The organism is Saccharothrix luteola, assembly GCF_020859565.1.
GTDB lineage: Bacteria > Actinomycetota > Actinomycetes > Mycobacteriales > Pseudonocardiaceae > Actinosynnema > Actinosynnema luteola.
This window is the reverse complement of sequence record NZ_JAJHUO010000033.1, coordinates 52,427-67,847: the sequence shown is the minus strand read 5'-3', so window position 1 is coordinate 67,847 and position 15,421 is coordinate 52,427. Positions and strand designations below refer to the sequence as shown.

13 protein-coding genes are annotated in these 15,421 nt (G+C 72.1%); 5 read left to right on the top strand and 8 right to left on the bottom strand.

What is annotated here, in order from left to right; all coding sequences use genetic code 11:
- Positions 1-12 precede the first annotated feature (12 nt).
- Complete coding sequence (locus tag LNK82_RS37510; RefSeq protein ID WP_230571597.1) at positions 13-1,152, top strand: hypothetical protein; 1,140 nt, start codon at positions 13-15, stop codon at positions 1,150-1,152.
- On the opposite strand, the gene LNK82_RS37505 is transcribed toward LNK82_RS37510, so the two are convergent.
- Both LNK82_RS37505 and LNK82_RS37500 read right to left on the bottom strand, forming a co-directional pair.
- Positions 1,153-1,851 carry a response regulator gene (locus LNK82_RS37505; protein WP_230571596.1) on the bottom strand — a complete coding sequence of 233 codons (699 nt, stop codon included), beginning with the start codon at positions 1,849-1,851 and terminating at the stop codon, positions 1,153-1,155.
- The gene (locus LNK82_RS37500; protein WP_230571595.1) at positions 1,848-4,460 is read right to left on the bottom strand and encodes a DUF4118 domain-containing protein; all 2,613 of its coding nucleotides are present in this window, start codon (positions 4,458-4,460) and stop codon (positions 1,848-1,850) included. The genes LNK82_RS37505 and LNK82_RS37500 overlap by 4 nt, the downstream gene beginning before the upstream one ends.
- Positions 4,461-4,640: 180 nt before the next feature.
- On the opposite strand from LNK82_RS37500, the gene LNK82_RS37495 reads away from it, so the two are divergent.
- Positions 4,641-6,335: a PHP domain-containing protein gene (locus LNK82_RS37495; protein WP_230571594.1), complete on the top strand. Its 1,695-nt coding sequence runs from the start codon at positions 4,641-4,643 to the stop codon at positions 6,333-6,335.
- The gene (locus tag LNK82_RS37490) at positions 6,335-6,871 is read left to right on the top strand and encodes a hypothetical protein (protein ID WP_230571593.1); all 537 of its coding nucleotides are present in this window, start codon (positions 6,335-6,337) and stop codon (positions 6,869-6,871) included. Before LNK82_RS37495 ends, LNK82_RS37490 begins: the two co-directional genes overlap by 1 nt.
- Here the strand turns inward: LNK82_RS37490 and LNK82_RS37485 are convergent.
- From LNK82_RS37485 to LNK82_RS37475, 3 genes are all read right to left on the bottom strand, one after another.
- On the bottom strand, positions 6,791-7,237 hold the full coding sequence (locus LNK82_RS37485) for a DUF6010 family protein (protein WP_230571592.1): 447 nt from the start codon (positions 7,235-7,237) through the stop codon (positions 6,791-6,793). The genes LNK82_RS37490 and LNK82_RS37485 overlap by 81 nt on opposite strands.
- Before the next feature lie 121 nt (positions 7,238-7,358).
- Positions 7,359-8,915 carry an MDR family MFS transporter gene (locus tag LNK82_RS37480; RefSeq protein ID WP_268997712.1) on the bottom strand — a complete coding sequence of 519 codons (1,557 nt, stop codon included), beginning with the start codon at positions 8,913-8,915 and terminating at the stop codon, positions 7,359-7,361.
- Entirely contained in the window at positions 8,912-9,370 is a 459-nt protein-coding gene (locus LNK82_RS37475) for a MarR family winged helix-turn-helix transcriptional regulator (RefSeq protein WP_230571591.1), read from the bottom strand. Before LNK82_RS37475 ends, LNK82_RS37480 begins: the two co-directional genes overlap by 4 nt.
- Before the next feature lie 189 nt (positions 9,371-9,559).
- On the opposite strand from LNK82_RS37475, the gene LNK82_RS37470 reads away from it, so the two are divergent.
- Together LNK82_RS37470 and LNK82_RS37465 are read left to right on the top strand one after the other, a co-directional pair.
- On the top strand, positions 9,560-10,816 hold the full coding sequence (locus tag LNK82_RS37470; RefSeq protein ID WP_230571590.1) for a cytochrome P450: 1,257 nt from the start codon (positions 9,560-9,562) through the stop codon (positions 10,814-10,816).
- A gap of 231 nt (positions 10,817-11,047) precedes the next feature.
- The gene (locus LNK82_RS37465) at positions 11,048-11,836 is read left to right on the top strand and encodes an MBL fold metallo-hydrolase (RefSeq protein WP_230571589.1); all 789 of its coding nucleotides are present in this window, start codon (positions 11,048-11,050) and stop codon (positions 11,834-11,836) included.
- A gap of 351 nt (positions 11,837-12,187) precedes the next feature.
- Here the strand turns inward: LNK82_RS37465 and LNK82_RS37460 are convergent, their stop codons facing one another.
- The 3 genes from LNK82_RS37460 to LNK82_RS37450 all read right to left on the bottom strand — a co-directional run bounded on the left by LNK82_RS37460 (position 12,188) and on the right by LNK82_RS37450 (position 15,209).
- Positions 12,188-12,847: a TetR/AcrR family transcriptional regulator gene (locus LNK82_RS37460; RefSeq protein WP_230571588.1), complete on the bottom strand. Its 660-nt coding sequence runs from the start codon at positions 12,845-12,847 to the stop codon at positions 12,188-12,190.
- Positions 12,848-12,948: 101 nt separating this feature from the next.
- Positions 12,949-14,484 (bottom strand): MDR family MFS transporter, encoded by a 1,536-nt coding sequence (locus LNK82_RS37455; RefSeq protein WP_230571587.1) that lies wholly within the window; start codon positions 14,482-14,484, stop codon positions 12,949-12,951.
- A 107-nt stretch (positions 14,485-14,591) separates the two neighbouring features.
- A complete protein-coding gene (locus tag LNK82_RS37450; RefSeq protein ID WP_230571586.1) occupies positions 14,592-15,209 on the bottom strand; it encodes a TetR/AcrR family transcriptional regulator in 618 nt (205 codons plus the stop codon).
- Positions 15,210-15,421: the final 212 nt, after the last annotated feature.

Here is a 15,421-nt window from a genome sequence, read left to right as displayed (position 1 = left end):
ACTGGAGCGACCATGCCCAAGTTACGCACGCCCGCGGCCGTCCTCGCGCTGGCCGTGGCCCTGCCGCTGGTGACCGCGCCCGCCGCGCGGGCAGCCGCCCTCGTCACCGAACTGCCCGGTCTGTCCGGCTACCCCAACCACTACGTCACCGCGGTCAACGACCTCGGGCAGGTCGTCGGCACCGCCTACGGCAACGGCACGTCGCACGCCGTGCGGTGGGCGCGCGACAACACCGCCACCGATCTGGGCGAGGGCCACGCCGCCGGGCTGAACCAGGTCGGCCAGGTGCTCGGCCTGGTGCAGGTCCCGGAACTCGGCCCCTACGTGCAGCAACCGTGGATCTGGCACGAGGGCGAGGTCACCGACATCACGCCCGGCGGCTCCGGCTGGGTGGGCGCAACGGCGATCAACAACCGTGGCGAGGTGCCGATGACGTACTCCACCTCGCCGTACGGCTACCACCAGGAAGGCGCGACGGTCTGGCGTGGCACGAAGCACGAAGGGCTCTCGGTGGGCGGTGGAGCGCACCTGTCGCTGAGCGCGATCAACGACGCCGGGATGGTCGTGGGGTCGAAGGCGCCCATGTTCGGTCCCCCCGACAACTACGCCTTCCGCTGCGACGCCGCCGGGAACTGCGCACGGCTGGCCGCCGCGCCGGGCTCCGGCTGGTACTCCGTCAGGGCGATCAACGAGGCGGGGGTGGTCGCGGGCAGCCGGGACGCGCTGGCCCTGCGCTGGGAGGGCGACGCCGTGACGGTGCTGTCCACGTCGGGCGGGGTGGCGCCCGGCACCCAGGCGATCAACGAGCGCGGCGACGTCGTGGGCTGGAGCACGGAGTCCGGCGTCCGGCGGGCGACGCTGTGGCCCGCCGGCGGCGGGTCGGTGGACCTGGGCGTGCCCGGGCCTTCGCTGGCGGTCGCGATCAACGACCGGGGCGACGTGATCGGCTGGACGACGGCGGACAACGCCAACGCGCCGCGCGCGTTCGTGTGGCGCGCCGGGAAGGTCCTGTACCTGGGTTCGCCGCGCGGCACGCACAGCCGGCCGACGGCGTTGAACGAACGCGGCGTGATCGTCGGCGACAGCACCGCGGCCGACGGCACCGTCAAGGCCGTGAAGTGGACCCTGATCACCGCGACGCCGCAGCGCTGATCACGGCTGGAAGCGGTAGCCACGGCCCGGTTCGGTGATCAGGTGCCGCGGGTGGGCGGGGTCCGGTTCGAGCTTGCGGCGCAGCTGGACCAGGTAGACGCGCAGGTAGTGGGTGGCCGACGTGTACGCCGGCCCCCACACCTCCGTGAGCAGCCGGCGCGGGCTGAGCACCTCGCCGCCCGCCCGCACCAGGGCCTCCAGCAAGCCCCACTCGGTCGGCGTCAGGTGCACCTCGGCGCCGTCGCGGTGGATCCTCTTCGCGGTCAGGTCGACGGTGAACGACGCCGTGCGCACCGGCGGCTCGTCGGCCGCGGCCCGGCGCCCGCCCGACCGGCGCACGGCCGCGCGCAGCCGGGCCAGGAACTCGTCCACGCCGAACGGCTTGGTCACGTAGTCGTCGGCGCCCGCGTCCAGCGCGCGGACCTTGTCCGCCGAGTCGAGCCGGGCGGACAGCACGACGATCGGCGCGGTCGTGACGCGGCGCAGGCCGGTGATCACGTCGAGGCCGTCCAGGTCCGGCAGGCCGAGGTCCAGCACGATCACGTCGGGTCCGTCCTCGGCCGCCAGTAACTCCTCGACCGCGCGTAACGCCGACGCGCCGTCCGAAGCGGTGAGCACCCGGTAGCCGTGGGCGTTCAGGTTGATCCGCAGCGCGCGCACGATCTCCGGGTCGTCGTCCACCAGCAGGACCGAGGTCATGCCGTCGTCACCGCGGCGATCGGCAGCGAGATGACGATCGTCAGGCCGCCGCCGGGCGTGTCCTCGGCCGTGATGGCGCCGCCCATGGCGTCCACGAACCCCTTCGCCACGCTCAGCCCGAGGCCGATGCCGGGCGTGGCGTCGCGGTCGCCGAGGCGTTGGAACGGGGCGAACACCGCGCTCGCCGTGTTCTTCGGCAGCCCCTGCCCGTGGTCGACGACCCGCAGCTCCACCCGGTCGCCGTAGGCGCTGGCGCGCACCGCGACCTCCGGCTCGTCGGCCTGGATCCGGCCGTCGCCGTCCACGTCGACCACGCGGCGCGGGGTGAGCCTGCCGTGCCGCAGGGCGTTGTCGATCACGTTGGCCACCACGCGTTCGAGCAGGCCGAGGTCGGCGAGCACGGGTGGCAGGTGCTCGGCCACGTCCACGGACACCGTGCGGCGTTCGTCGATGCCGGCCAGAGCGCGCGCCACCACCTCGTCGTACGTCACCGCACGCAGTTGCGGCACGACCGCGCCGGTGGCCAGCCGTGACGAGTCGAGCAGGTTGTCGATCAGGCCGGTCAGCCGGTCCGCGGACACCTCGACGGTCTCCAGCAGCTCGGAGGTGTCCTCATCGGACAGTTCCAGGTCGATGTCGCGCAGGCTGCCGATGGCGGCTTTGATCGAGGTCAGCGGGGTGCGCAGGTCGTGGCCGACGGCGGACAGCAACGCGGTGCGCAGCTCCGTGGTCTCCGCGCGGCGCTGCGCCTCGGCCGTCTCGGCGGCCATCCGCTGCTGCCGCAACGCCATCAACGCCTGACCGGCCGCCGCCTCCAGCGCCCGCTGGTCCGCCGCCGGCAGCGCCCGGCCGCGCAGCGCCAGGTGCACGTCCGCCGTCACGGGCACGTCCACGTCCGCCTCGTCCGGCTCGGCGCACGGCCGCGGGCCGGCGCACGCCACCCGTTCCCACTCCCCGTCGCGCCGCTCCAGCAACGCCACCGACTCCAGCGCGAAGTTCTCCCGCACCTTCTCCAACAGCCGGGCCAGCGGGAACGGGCTGGTCAGCACCGTGCGCGCGTAGGAGGCGAGCAGCGCGGCCTCGGTGCGGGCCCGCGCGCCCTGCTCGGCCAGCCGCGCCGCCCGGTCCACGACCAGCGCGACCAGCACCGCCACCACCAGCATCGCGACGAGCGTGACCAGGTTCGCCGCCGTCGCGATGGCCAGGGTGTAGTAGGGCGGGGTGAAGAAGAAGTTCAGCAGCCCGGCGCCGAGGAACGCCGCCGCCAGCGCCGGACCGTGCCCGCCGACCAGCGCGACCACCACCGTGGCCAGGAAGAACCCGACCAGGTTGGTGGAGAACGTCAGGCCCTCGCCCAGCAGCAGCCCGATCCCGGTCACCGCGCCGGGCAGCAGGACCGCCAGCACCCAGCCGAGCAGCTTGCGGTACCGGGGGTGCGCGGCGGCCGTCCAGCGGCGGCGCGGGCCACGACGGGCCTCGTCGTGCGTGACCATGTGCACGTCGATCGGCCCGGACTCCTGGACGGTCGCCGCGCCGATGCCCTCGTCGAACACCCTGGCCAGCCGCGAGCGGCGCGACGTGCCCAGCACGAGCTGCGTGGCGTTCACGCCGCGGGCGAAGTCGAGCAGGGCGGTGGGCACGTCGTCGCCGACCACGGTGTGGAACGTCGCGCCGACGTCCTCGGTCACCCGCCGGAACCCCGCCACCAGCTGCGGCGACACGCCCTCCAGCCCGTCACCGCGCATGATGTGCACGACCAGCAGCTCCGCGCCCGCGCGCGCCGCGATGCGCCGGGCGCGGCGGATCAGGGTCTCGCTCTCCGGGCCGCCGCTGATCGCGACCACGACCCGTTCCCTGGTCTCCCAGGTGTCGGTGATGCTCTGCTCCGAGCGGTAGCGCTGCAACGCGACGTCGACCTGGTCGGCCACCCACAGCAGGGCCAGTTCGCGCAACGCGGTGAGGTTGCCGACCCGGAAGTAGTTGCCCAGCGCCGCGTCGATCTTGTGCGCGGCGTACACGTTGCCGTGCGCCAGGCGGCGGCGCAGCGCCTCCGGCGTGAGGTCGACCAGCTCCACCTGCTCGGCGCGCCGCACCACCTCGTCCGGCACGGTCTCGCGCTGCCGCACGCCGGTGATCCGCTCGACCACGTCGTTGAGCGACTCCAAGTGCTGCACGTTGACCGTCGACAACACGTCGATCCCGGCGTCGAGCAGCTCCTCGACGTCCTGCCACCGCTTGGCGTTGCGCGACCCGGGCAGGTTGGTGTGGGCCAACTCGTCCACCACAGCCACCTCGGGCCGCCGGGCCAGCAGGCCGTCGACGTCCATCTCTGTGTTGGATGGCCGCTGCTCCGCAGACGGCGGCGAGGTCGCCGGGAGGTCGGTGGGGTGGTGGTCGTTGGGGGCGAGGTGGCGGCGGGGCAGTTGCTCCAGGCCGTCGAGCAGGGCCGCGGTGTTCTCCCGGCCGTGCGTCTCGACCAGGCCGACCACGACGTCCGTGCCCCGGGCCTTGCGCCGGTGCGCCTCGCCGAGCATGGCGAACGTCTTGCCGACCCCGGGCGCCGCGCCGAGGTAGATCCTCAGCTCGCCGCGCTTGCGCTTGCCGTCCACGGCCCCAGTGTGCGCGCGCCCGTTTCCCGGCGTGGTGCAACCCCGGTCCTTTACGCCGTCTTGACGGTCCCACGCCCGCGTCGAGTGTTCACCGGGAGTTCGACTCCGCGCACCACCCGGCGCATGGCCGCAAAACGATACTTCGGCCTGCCGCCGTTCGGGTCATGATCGGAGTTCCGCATGTCGCACGACCACCACCACGGCCACACCCACGAGCACCACCACGAGGAAGTGGAGGGCAGCTGGCGCGACGCCCGGGACGACCGGCCGCTCTCGGTGGCGCGACGCCGGTTCCTGGCCGGTCTGGGCGCGGCCGGCGTGGCGACCACGATGGGCGCGCTGCCCGCCCACGCGCACGGTGACCGGCCGGCCACGCCGGTGAACCCGTGGGGCGGGCGCGGGCGCTGGTTCGCGGGCGACCACCACATCCACACCAAGTACTCCAACGACGCCCAGTACGAGGTCGCGCAGCAGGTCGCCAAGGCGCGCGAGCACGGCCTGGACTGGGTCGTGATCACCGACCACGGCGGCGTCGCGCACCAGAAGTTCTCCATCGACCAGGTCGCGCCGGACATCGAGCGCGCCCGCAGGTCGCACCGGGACGTGCTGGTCTACCAGGGCCTGGAGTGGAACATCCCGGGCGCCGAGCACGCCACCGTGTTCCTGCCGCCCGGCCGGTCCACCGTCGACATCCTGCGCGCGTTCGAGGCCGCCTACGACGGCGGCGTCCTGTCCACGCCGGTCGCGAACGGCGGCAAGGGCCTGATCACCCGCTCCACGTCGGCCGACGGCGAGCCGTACGCCTTGGCGGCCCTGCGGTACCTGGAGGCGCAGGTGCTCGCCGGCCGCACGGAGATCGCGCTGATGTTCGCCAACCACCCGGCCCGGCGCGGCGTGGACAGCCCGCACGAGTTCCGCGGCTGGCGCGACGCGGCGCCCGGCGTGGCCGTGGGCATGGAGGGCGCGCCCGGCCACCAGGCGGCGGGCATCCCGACCGCGAACGGCGGTCGCGGCGCCGCGCGCGGGCTCTACGACGCCTCGCCCAACCAGGACAGCTTCCCCGGCTTCGCGCCGACCGCGACGGAGAACCCCTACCGCACCTACGGCGGGTTCGACTGGATGACCGCGAAGGTCGGTGGCCTGTGGGACTCGCTGCTGGCCGAGGGCAGGCCGTGGTGGGTCACCGCCACGTCCGACTCTCACCGGGTGCACCTGGACACCCACAAGCAGGGCACCGGCGACCACAACACGACCGGCAGCCGCGGCGCGCCCATCGACACCGGCGTGCCGCAGGTCGAGAGCGACTACTGGCCCGGCTTCTACAGCTCCACGCTGGTCGGCGCGGACTCCAAGTCCTATGTGGACGTGATGCGCGGCATGCAGGGCGGCAAGGTCGTCGCGGTGCACGGGCGGATCATCGACGGGCTGAACCTGCGGGTCCGGTCGCTCGGCGAGGGCGACAACCGGGGCGTCACGATCGGCGGTCGCACGTTCGTCCGGCGCGGCGACGACGTCGAAGTGGTGATCGAGGTCGACCTGGCGCGGGGCGCGAACTTCGCGGGCGTGGTGCCGCGGTTGGCGAAGGTGGACCTGATCGCCGGCCCGATCACCGGCCCGGTGGCCGACCGCGACGCGTTCTCCGCGCCGGCCACGCAGGTGGTGAAGTCGTTCGAGGTCTCCCGCACCGCGCGCGGCACGGTGAAGTTCACGCACGCGTTCCGCCGCGTGGAAGGCGCGTTCTACCTGCGGCTGCGCGGTTCGGACGGCAACCGGCTGACCTCCGACGGCAACCCGGTGATGGACGTGATCGGTGACGCCGACCCGTGGGCGGACCTGTGGTTCTACGCGAACCCGGTGTTCGTGGACGTCATCTGATGACGTGGCTCGGCGCCGTGCCCGCGCTGCCCGGCGAGCACGGCGCGGCGCACGTGGACGCGCTGCTGCTGGCGGCGTTCGACGGCGTGGCGGCGGACTTCGTGTGCACGCACACGGACCGGTCCGGGCCGGTCGCCGTCACCGCGCTGTCCGCGCACGTGACCGGTGAGGTGGACCTGGATCGGCTGGCGGAGGCGTTGGGCGGTCCGGTGGCCGTGCTCGACGACTCCGACACGCCCGCCGCGCGTGCCGCCCGGGCGGGCCGCGACCGCGTCGACGGCCGGTGCGTCCGGTTCCCCGGCCAGTCGGCGCTCACCGGCACGCACCCCGCGGCCGAGGTGGTGGCGGGGTCGGCGATCGACCGGGTGGTCGGCATCGGTGTCGACGTCGCGCCGACCGACCCGGTGCAGACGCTGGGCTTCGTGCGCCCGGTGTGCCGGGACGGCGAGCTGCTGCTACTCGTGGAGCCCGCCGTCGGTGGCGTGCTGCGCCCGGCGGAGGCGGAAAGCCCGCACGAGTGCTGCGGGGGTCATTGACCGGAAGCCCGGACCGCCCGCGAACGCCCACAGGGCGATCACCGGGTCGCAGATCGCGCAACCGAGCGACGAGTGCTCGGCGAACGGCACGATCGGGTTGCCGTGCACGTGGTGCGCCACGTCGGCGGCCGTGTGCACGAGCCACCCGATGCCGATCCACGTCCACGACGTCAGCCCGCGGTAGGCGCAGAGCGTGATGACGGCGGTGATGGCGAACTCCCACGCCCCCAACCCGCCGCCGCTGAGGTACGCCGCACCGGCGCCGCCGACCATGACCGCGTTGAACGGTCGGCGGTGCCGGTCGGGGACGAAGGAGTTCAGGAGCACGTACAGCACGCCGATGAGCAGTGCCGAGACCACGACCATGGTTGGCGGTCCTTGTCGTCGCAGGAAAACGTTCCGCCCTGGACGTTAGGAGCGCCGCAGCCGGCGCGGCAGTGGCCGGAGTGCCACACCTCAACGGGTTCTCGCCAACCGGAGCGACTCCCTAGGAAGCCGCGCCGACGGTCGGCTTGGCCTCCGCCAGGTCGAGGCTGGAGCGCAGGGTGATCGGCTTGAGCAGCAGGGCCGCGACCACGCCGATCACCGCGATGGCCGAGGAGATCAGGAAGATGTGGCCGGTGGCGTCGCCGTACGCGTTGCGGACGATGTGCTGCACCGCGTCCGGCAGCACGTTCAGGTTGAGGTTGCCGCCACCCGCGCCGCCGACGGGGATGCCCGCGGCGGTCAGGTCGCGGGTGATGGCGTCCTCGACCCGGCGCGCCAGCACCGCGCCGAGCACCGACACGCCGATCGTGCCGCCGAGCGACCGGAAGAACGCGATGGTGGAGCTGGCCGCGCCGATGTCCTTCAACGGCACCGTGTTCTGCACCGCGAGCACCAGGTTCTGCATGCTCAACCCGACACCCGTGCCGACCAGCAGCATCGCGCCGCCGACCAGGACCAGCGACGTGTCGTGGTCGATCTGCCCCAGCGCGAGGAACCCGAGCACCAGCGTCGCCGCGCCCACCACGATGTAGGGCTTGACCCGGCCGGTCTTGGTGATCAGCCGCCCCGACACGATGGACGCGCCCAGCACGCCCACCATCATCGGGATGGTCAGCAGGCCGGCCTCGGTCGGGCTGTAGCCGCGGCCGATCTGGAAGTACTGGCCGAGGAACACCGCGCCGCCGAACATCGCCATGCCCACCGCCACGCTGGCCAGGATCGCCAACGCCGTCGTGCGCTGCTTCACGATCCCCAGCGGCACCACCGGTTCCGCCGCACGCGCTTCGACCGCGACCGCGCCGCCCAGCAGCGCCACCGACGCGCCGACCATGGCGAAGCTCTGCCACGACAGCCACGCGAACGAGCCGTCCACGAACGAGATCCACACCAGCAGCACGCTCACGCCGACCGCGATCAGGCTCGCGCCCAGGTAGTCGATCTTCACGTCGTCGCGCCGGACCGTCTTCACCTTCAACGTGGCCTGGAGCACGAACAACGCGATCACCGCGACCGGCACGCCGATGAAGAAGCACCAGCGCCAGCCCAGCCACGAGGTGTCCACGATGAGACCGCCGAGCAGCGGCCCGCCGACCGTGGCCAACGCCATCACGCCGCCGAGGTAGCCGTTGTACCGGCCGCGCTCGCGCGGCGGGATCATCGCCGCGATCACCACCTGCACCAGCGCCTGCAAACCGCCGACGCCGATGCCCTGGAACGCGCGTGCCGCGATGAGCTGGCCCGCGCTCTGCGCGAAGCCGCTGACCACCGAGCCGACCACGAAGATCACGATGGCGACCTGGACCAGGGTCTTCTTGTCGAACAGGTCCGCGAGCTTGCCCCAGACCGGGGTGGTGGCGGTCGCGGTGAGCAGGGTGGCGGTGACCACCCAGGTGTACTGCGTCTGCGAGCCGTTGAGCGCACCGATGATCTGCGGCAACGCCGTCGAGACGACGGTGCCGCTGAGCATCGCGACGAACAGCACCAACAGCAGACCGCTCAGAGCCTCCAGGACCTGGCGGTGGCTCATCGTGCCGTTGGCGGTGGCGGGTGCGCTCATCGCGCGGCCTCCAAGGTGGAGCCGAGGGCTCCTTCGACGTCAATGGTCAGGCGGCCCAGGGAGCTGGTCAGCGCCTCGACCTCTTCAGGGCTCCAGTCGGCGAGCGCGCGGCCGAGCAGCCGGTCGTACCAGTCCCGGGCGGCGGCCAGCTCGGCGTGACCGCGTTCGGTCACCACGAGGATGCTGGCGCGGCCGTCGTCGGGGTCGGCACGCCGTTCGACCAGGCCGTTCGCGACCAGCGCGGCCACCGCCCGGCTCACCGTGGACGGGTCGAGCCCGGCGCTGGCGGCCAACTGCTTGGCGTGGCACCCGGTGGGTTCCGCGCCGGCGCGGGCGATCAGGCCGAGCGTGCCGATCAGGCCGGGAGGCAGCGCGTGGTGTCGCTGCTTGACCATCCGCACGACCCTCAGCAGGTCCCGCACCCGGTCTTCCAGCTCCCGCGCGACGGCGTCCATGCCGTCCCCCTGTCTCTCCGCATTGCTTGCCACATACAACTATCGCTCAATCTTGCACGACGTGCAAGATTTCGCGTTGTGCAGTGAGTTACACGAAAAAGCTGCACAGAGTGCACGTTTTGGTACCGTGGGTCACGCCCACCACACCGAGCAGCGGCCCGGTCACGCCGGGTCGGGAACGGACCGTCGATGACCACCGCTTCCCAGGAGAAACGCCCCTCCACCGGCCGGCCGACCGTCCCCCTGCCGCCCGAGCTCACCCGACGTGACGCCGGCCCGTTCAACCCGCCGGAGGCCTTGACCCGCCTCGGCGAGCAGGGGCCGGTGCACCGGATGACCATGCTCGACGGCGACCCGGTGTGGATCGTCACCAGCCACGAGCTGGCCCGCACCCTGCTCGGCGACCCGCGGCTGAGCTCGGACCGGTTCCGCAGCCGCCGCGTCCTGGAGAAGCTGCCCCAGCCGGTCCGCGCGCGGTTGACCGACAAGCGGGCTCGGGCGGGCAGCTTCATCACCATGGACCCGCCCGAGCACACCCGCTACCGCAAGCTCCTCACCGGCCAGTTCACCGTGCGGCGGATGCGTCAGCTCGAACCGCGCATCCAGCGGATCGTCGACGACCACCTCGACGCGATGATCGCCGCCGGACCGGGCGCCGACCTGGTACAGGCCTTCGCGCTGCCGGTGCCGTCACTGGTGATCTGCGAGCTGCTCGGCGTCGAGTACGCCGACCGCGGCGAGTTCCAGGAGCGCACCGGGAAGCTGCTGCGCCTGGACCTGCCCGTGGCCGAGATGATGCGGCTCGCCGACGGACTGCGCGCGTTCATGCACGACCTCGTGCGCGCCAAGCGGGCCACGCCGACCGACGACATGCTGTCCGGCCTGATCGAGGCCGACCCGACGCTCACCGACGACGAGCTGATCGGCATGGCGAACCTGCTGCTGGTCGCGGGCCACGAGACGACGGCCAACATGCTGGCGCTGGGCACGTTCGCGTTGCTGGAGCACCCCCGGCAGCTCGCCGCCCTGCACGACGACCCCACGTTGATCCCCGGCGCGGTCGAGGAGCTGCTGCGCTACCTGTCGATCGTCCACCTCGGAGTCGTCCGCACCACGACGGCGGAGGTGGAGATCGCGGGCGAGGTCGTCCCGGCCGACTCGACCGTGCTGGTCTCCGTGCCCGCGGGCAACCGCGACCCGCACCACTACCCCCGGCCGGACGTGCTGGACGTGACCCGCGAGCGCGGGCCGCACCTGGCGTTCGGGCACGGCGTGCACCAGTGCCTCGGCCAGCAGTTGGCCCGGGTGGAGATGGCGGTCGGGTTCACCGGACTGCTGAGCAGGCTGCCCGGACTGCGACTGGCCGTGCCGGCGGCGGAGGTCCCGATGCGCGACGACATGCTGGTCTACGGCGTGCACGCGCTCCCGATCACCTGGGACGCCTGAGCCCCGCGAGCCGACGGTCGGTGAGCACGCCGACCGCGCCCCGATCGGCGGCGTTTGGCCGACTTTCGCCACGGGCACTCCGAGATGGGCTTACCGCCGGATTCGACTTCACCCGCCGCTGGGGCCGGAAATCCGGGCGGTGACCACAAAGGACATCCCGGGTCGTCGCTCCGCCCTGCCCGAGAGGGCCTGCGGAGCCATGACCGCCATCCCCCTGAATCGAGGTCATCCGTGACGACTGACATCCTCGTGACCACTCTGGGCCATTGGTCGAATTCGAGCGCCGGCCCGACCACGTCGTTCCACTTAGCCGTGGACGACGCCGAGGTGATGCTCGACGTCGGCGTCGACCCCGTCGGCAGGCTCCAGGCCGCCGGGTTGTCACCTACCGACGTCACCCACGTGTACGTGTCGCACCTGCACTCCGACCACGCCGGCGGGTTCGCCAACTTCGTGTTCACCCGCAGCCTGCTCAACCGGGAGGGTGACGTCCCGCTGCTCAAGCTCACGGTCGTGGGACACCCGTCGGTCCTGGCCGGGCTCAAGGAGCTGCTGCAGGTCCAATACCCCGAACGGGTGTTCGACCTCGCGTGGGTCGAGTGCGCCGAGGAGGCCGTGGCGCTGGGCGGGCAGCTGACGATGCGCCTCGTGCCGACGGACCACCCGGTGCCGTGCTACGGCGTCGTGGTCGAAACCGATCGGGCGAAGATCGGGTTCACCGCCGACACCGGCCCGGTGCCCTCGCACCAGCACGACTTCGCCGGCTGCGACGTCCTGATCGGTGAGGCGTTCGGCTTGACGCGCGACGTGGGCGAGAGCATCCACCGCCGCGGCCACATGACGGCCGAGGACCTCGGCGAACTGGTGGCGGCCACCCGGCCGAAGTTCGCGCTGCCGTTCCACTTCGGCCAGGAGTACGCGGACGCGGACAAGCGCGCCGAACTGCTGAGCGCCTGCGGCGCGGCGGACGTCACCACGGTCGACCCGGTCGACGCCAAGCCCATCACCATCGGCGACTGACCACGCGCGTCCCGGCTGGTGGGGACGAACGCCCCCACCGGCCGGTTGGCGTGTGCCGCGCTCAGCCCAGCAGGCAGAGCAGGGAGCAGGCGGTCTCCGACGACCACGCCGAGCACGACGGCGGGGTGGCGGCGGGCGGGTTGCGCGCAACCGCAGGTCCTTCTTCGCCGCTGCCGGAACTTCGGGGTCGTCCGGGACTCCCGGCACGCCGGGGACCTGCACCGATGCCGAAGGCCCGGGTCACCCGGCCGCGGCGCACGAACATCCCGACAGCGCAACACCCTCGAGCGCGACACCCCCGCTGTCCGCCCATACCGGGATACGTCATCCAGGTGGGCCGTGCACGCCTGTTCACCCGGGTGCGCCCGATTTCGGCCTGCTGCGTCCCGGGTGGGAGCGATACGGGAGTCCTGAGTCCCCGCTCGGGTGGACGGCGGCGAAACCCGCGTCCAGCCGTTCGATCATCACGCCGATCAGCTCCGACAGTTCGGGGCGTTCGGTGGCGTCCAGCCACCAGCCGACGACCACCCGCAGGGTCGCCATCACGGTGGCCGCGAACATCGCCGGGTAGAGGTCGGTGGCCGGGTCGACGCCGACCCGTGCGGCGACGACGGCGGCGAGCTCCCGTTCTTGCACGGCGAACGCGGCGATCTGGTGCGGCAGCAGGGCGGGCGTGCGGCGCAACACGCGCAGCTGCGCCACCCGTTCCGGGTCGATTCGGTCGGGCACGACGTCCACCAAAGCCGCCTGCAACGCCGGCAGCACCGGCTCCTCCCCGGGCCGGGCGGCGAAGGCGTGGACGAACGCGGCGGCCGTCGCGACGTCACCCGCGACCACGGCCTCCTCCTTGGAGGAGAAGTAGTTGAAGAACGTGCGCAGCGAGACGCCCGCCTCGTTGGCCACCTGTTCGACCGTCACCCCGTCGAGGCCGTGCTCCACGCACAGCCGCAGGGCGGCGTCGGCCAACGCCGTCCGGGTGGCGAGCTTCTTGCGTTCGCGCAGTCCTGACACGCGCGAAAGTGTCGCACTTGTCCGACCGTGAGCCGGACAAGTGCGACGCCGTGTCTTCCCGCCGTCGAGCCGCAGGGCGGCTGGTGGTCGCGAGTGGCCCGTCAGTGGCCGGCGGCCATCTCCGCCGCCAACCGCTCGTCACCGCTGAGCGTCTTGAGCGGCTTCTCCTTGATGAACAGCACCGCCACCAGCGCCAGCACGGCGATCGGAGCGCCGATCAGGAACAGCTCGGCGGTGGCCGTGGCGTAGATCTCGCGCACGATCACCCGCACCGGCTCCGGCAGCAGCGCCAGGTCGGGCACCGTCGCCTCGCCGCCGGTGGGCGCCGGGCCGAACTTCTCCTCGCTCAACGCGGTCACCCGGTTCGCCAGCACCGCGCCCAGCGCGCTCACGCCGATCGCGCCGCCGAGGCTGCGGAAGAACGTGAGGGTCGACGTCGTGCTGCCGAGGTCGCGGGCGGGCACGTCGTTCTGCGCGGCCAGCACCAGGTTCTGCATGAGCATGCCGACGCCGATGCCCAGCACGGCCATGTGCACGCTGACCACGAACACGCTGGTGTTCGCGTCGATCGTGGCCAGTAGCAGCATCCCGCCGACCATGATCACGCCACCGGCGACCAAGAACGCCTTCCACTTGCCCCACTTGGTGATCAGCTGACCGGCGACGGTCGACGACACCAGCAGGCCGAAGATCATCGGCAGGCTCATCAGGCCCGCCTGCGTGGGCGTCTTGCCCATGCCGATCTGGAAGTACTGCGACAGGAACACCGTCCCGCCGAACATCGCGACACCGACCAGCGCGCTGGCCAACGTGGTCAGCGCCACCGTGCGGTTGGCGAAGATCGTCAGCGGCACGATCGGGTCGGCCGCCCGCGACTCGACCCACACGGCCAGGCCCAGCAGCACCACGCCGACCGTCACGAGCAGCGCGGTCCAGGCCGAGGCCCACTCGAACTGGTGGCCCGCCAGCGTCGACCACACCAGCAGCGTGGAGACACCGCCGACGATCAGCACCGCGCCCAGGTAGTCGATCTTGACCTCCTTGCGCACGACCGGCAGGTGCAGCGTGCGCTGGAGCAGGAAGATCGAGGCGAGGGTGAACGGGACGCCGATGAAGAAGCACCAGCGCCAGCCCAGCCACGAGGTGTCCACCATGACGCCGCCGATGAGGGGGCCCGCGACCGTGCCGACGCCGAACACGGCGCCGAAGATGCCGGCGTAGCGGCCCATCTCGCGCGGCGGGATCATCGCCGCCATCACGATCGTGGCCAGTGCCGTCATGCCGCCCGCGCCGAGGCCCTGCACGATGCGGCTCGCGATGAGCACCTCGACGTTCGGGGCGAAGCCCGCGATGAGCGAGCCGACCACGAACAGGCCGAGCGAGAGCTGGATCAGCAGCTTGCGGCTGTAGAGGTCGGCGAGCTTGCCCCACAGCGGCACGGTCGCCGTCATGGCCAGCAGTTCGGTCGTGACGACCCAGGTGTAGACGGACTGCGAACCGTGCAGGTCCGCGATGATGCGCGGCAACGCGTTCGACACGATGGTCGACGCGAGGATGGCCATGAACATGCCCAGCATGAGGCCGGACATCGCTTGCACGACGTCCCGGCGCGAAGTCGTGCCGGTTTCGGTGGACATCGGATCCCCCAGTGTTGTCTTCGAAGGTGACGCGGTGGTGCAGAACCGTGGTCCGGTCGTGTCCGGGCGTGGGTTCGGCTGTGGTGCGGCGGGGTTGCGGCGGTGGTTCAGCCGCCGTGGCTCCGGGGCGGGTCGGCGAGCCCCGCGGCGATCAGGTCGAGCGTTTCGGCGAGCAGGTCGTGCAGCGGTGCGTCGGTGCTGGACCACCGGGCCACCGCCACCCGGAACGCCGCGCCCGCCGCCGCGCCGAGCAGCAGCGGGTAGGTGTCGTCGGCGGGCAGGCCGACCCGTTCGGCGATGCCGGCGACCAGGTCGCGTTCCAGGGCTTCGCCGCCGAAGAACAGCCTGGCCAGCAGCACCGGGTGCTGCTGGACCACGCGCATCCGTTGCAGCCACAGCTCGCGGTCGTCCGCCAACTCCGCCGCGACCTCGGCCAGCAGTGCCTCGCGCACCGCCGCGGCGGCGGACAGGTCTGCCGGTTGGGCGAGCACGCGGGCGCGGACGCGTGGGCCGGCGTCCGGGTCGGGGCCGAGGACGGCGTCCTCCTTGCCGGCGAAGTAGTTGAAGAACGTGCGCGGCGAGACGTCGGCGGCGGCGCTGATGTCCTCGACGGTCACGTGGTCGAGGCCGTGCTCGGCGACCAGGCGGACGGCCGCGCGCCCCAAAGCCCTGCGGGTCTGCCGCTTCTTGCGGTCACGAAGCCCTTCGGCCGCCTGCGTGGTCACTCGATCAGGGTAAGGAAAAACCTGCACTGACTGCAACTTTGCAACCCGTGCACCATTTGTGATCCCGCTCTCCCACCCGTCCCCCAACCCCGGCCCCACCCATGCCACACCCCCGTTACCGCAGCTCATTCCCTACGGCCGACGATTCTGCGGCACCCCCGGGGTCTTGCCGCAAGCCCCCCTGTGCGCTATAAGTTGAAGTGGAAAAGAGT

Bases quoted from the DNA above. Each gene is read 5' to 3' on its own strand.
- LNK82_RS37485 (WP_230571592.1), bottom strand. From the start codon at position 7,237: ATGGTCGTGGTCTCGGCACTGCTCATCGGCGTGCTGTACGTGCTCCTG.
- LNK82_RS37510 (WP_230571597.1), top strand. From the start codon at position 13: ATGCCCAAGTTACGCACGCCCGCGGCCGTCCTCGCGCTGGCCGTGGCC.
- LNK82_RS37495 (WP_230571594.1), top strand. From the start codon at position 4,641: ATGTCGCACGACCACCACCACGGCCACACCCACGAGCACCACCACGAG.
- LNK82_RS37475 (WP_230571591.1), bottom strand. From the start codon at position 9,370: ATGGACGCCGTCGCGCGGGAGCTGGAAGACCGGGTGCGGGACCTGCTG.
- LNK82_RS37455 (WP_230571587.1), bottom strand. From the start codon at position 14,484: ATGTCCACCGAAACCGGCACGACTTCGCGCCGGGACGTCGTGCAAGCG.
- LNK82_RS37505 (WP_230571596.1), bottom strand. From the start codon at position 1,851: ATGACCTCGGTCCTGCTGGTGGACGACGACCCGGAGATCGTGCGCGCG.
- LNK82_RS37480 (WP_268997712.1), bottom strand. From the start codon at position 8,915: ATGAGCGCACCCGCCACCGCCAACGGCACGATGAGCCACCGCCAGGTC.
- LNK82_RS37470 (WP_230571590.1), top strand. From the start codon at position 9,560: ATGACCACCGCTTCCCAGGAGAAACGCCCCTCCACCGGCCGGCCGACC.
- LNK82_RS37490 (WP_230571593.1), top strand. From the start codon at position 6,335: ATGACGTGGCTCGGCGCCGTGCCCGCGCTGCCCGGCGAGCACGGCGCG.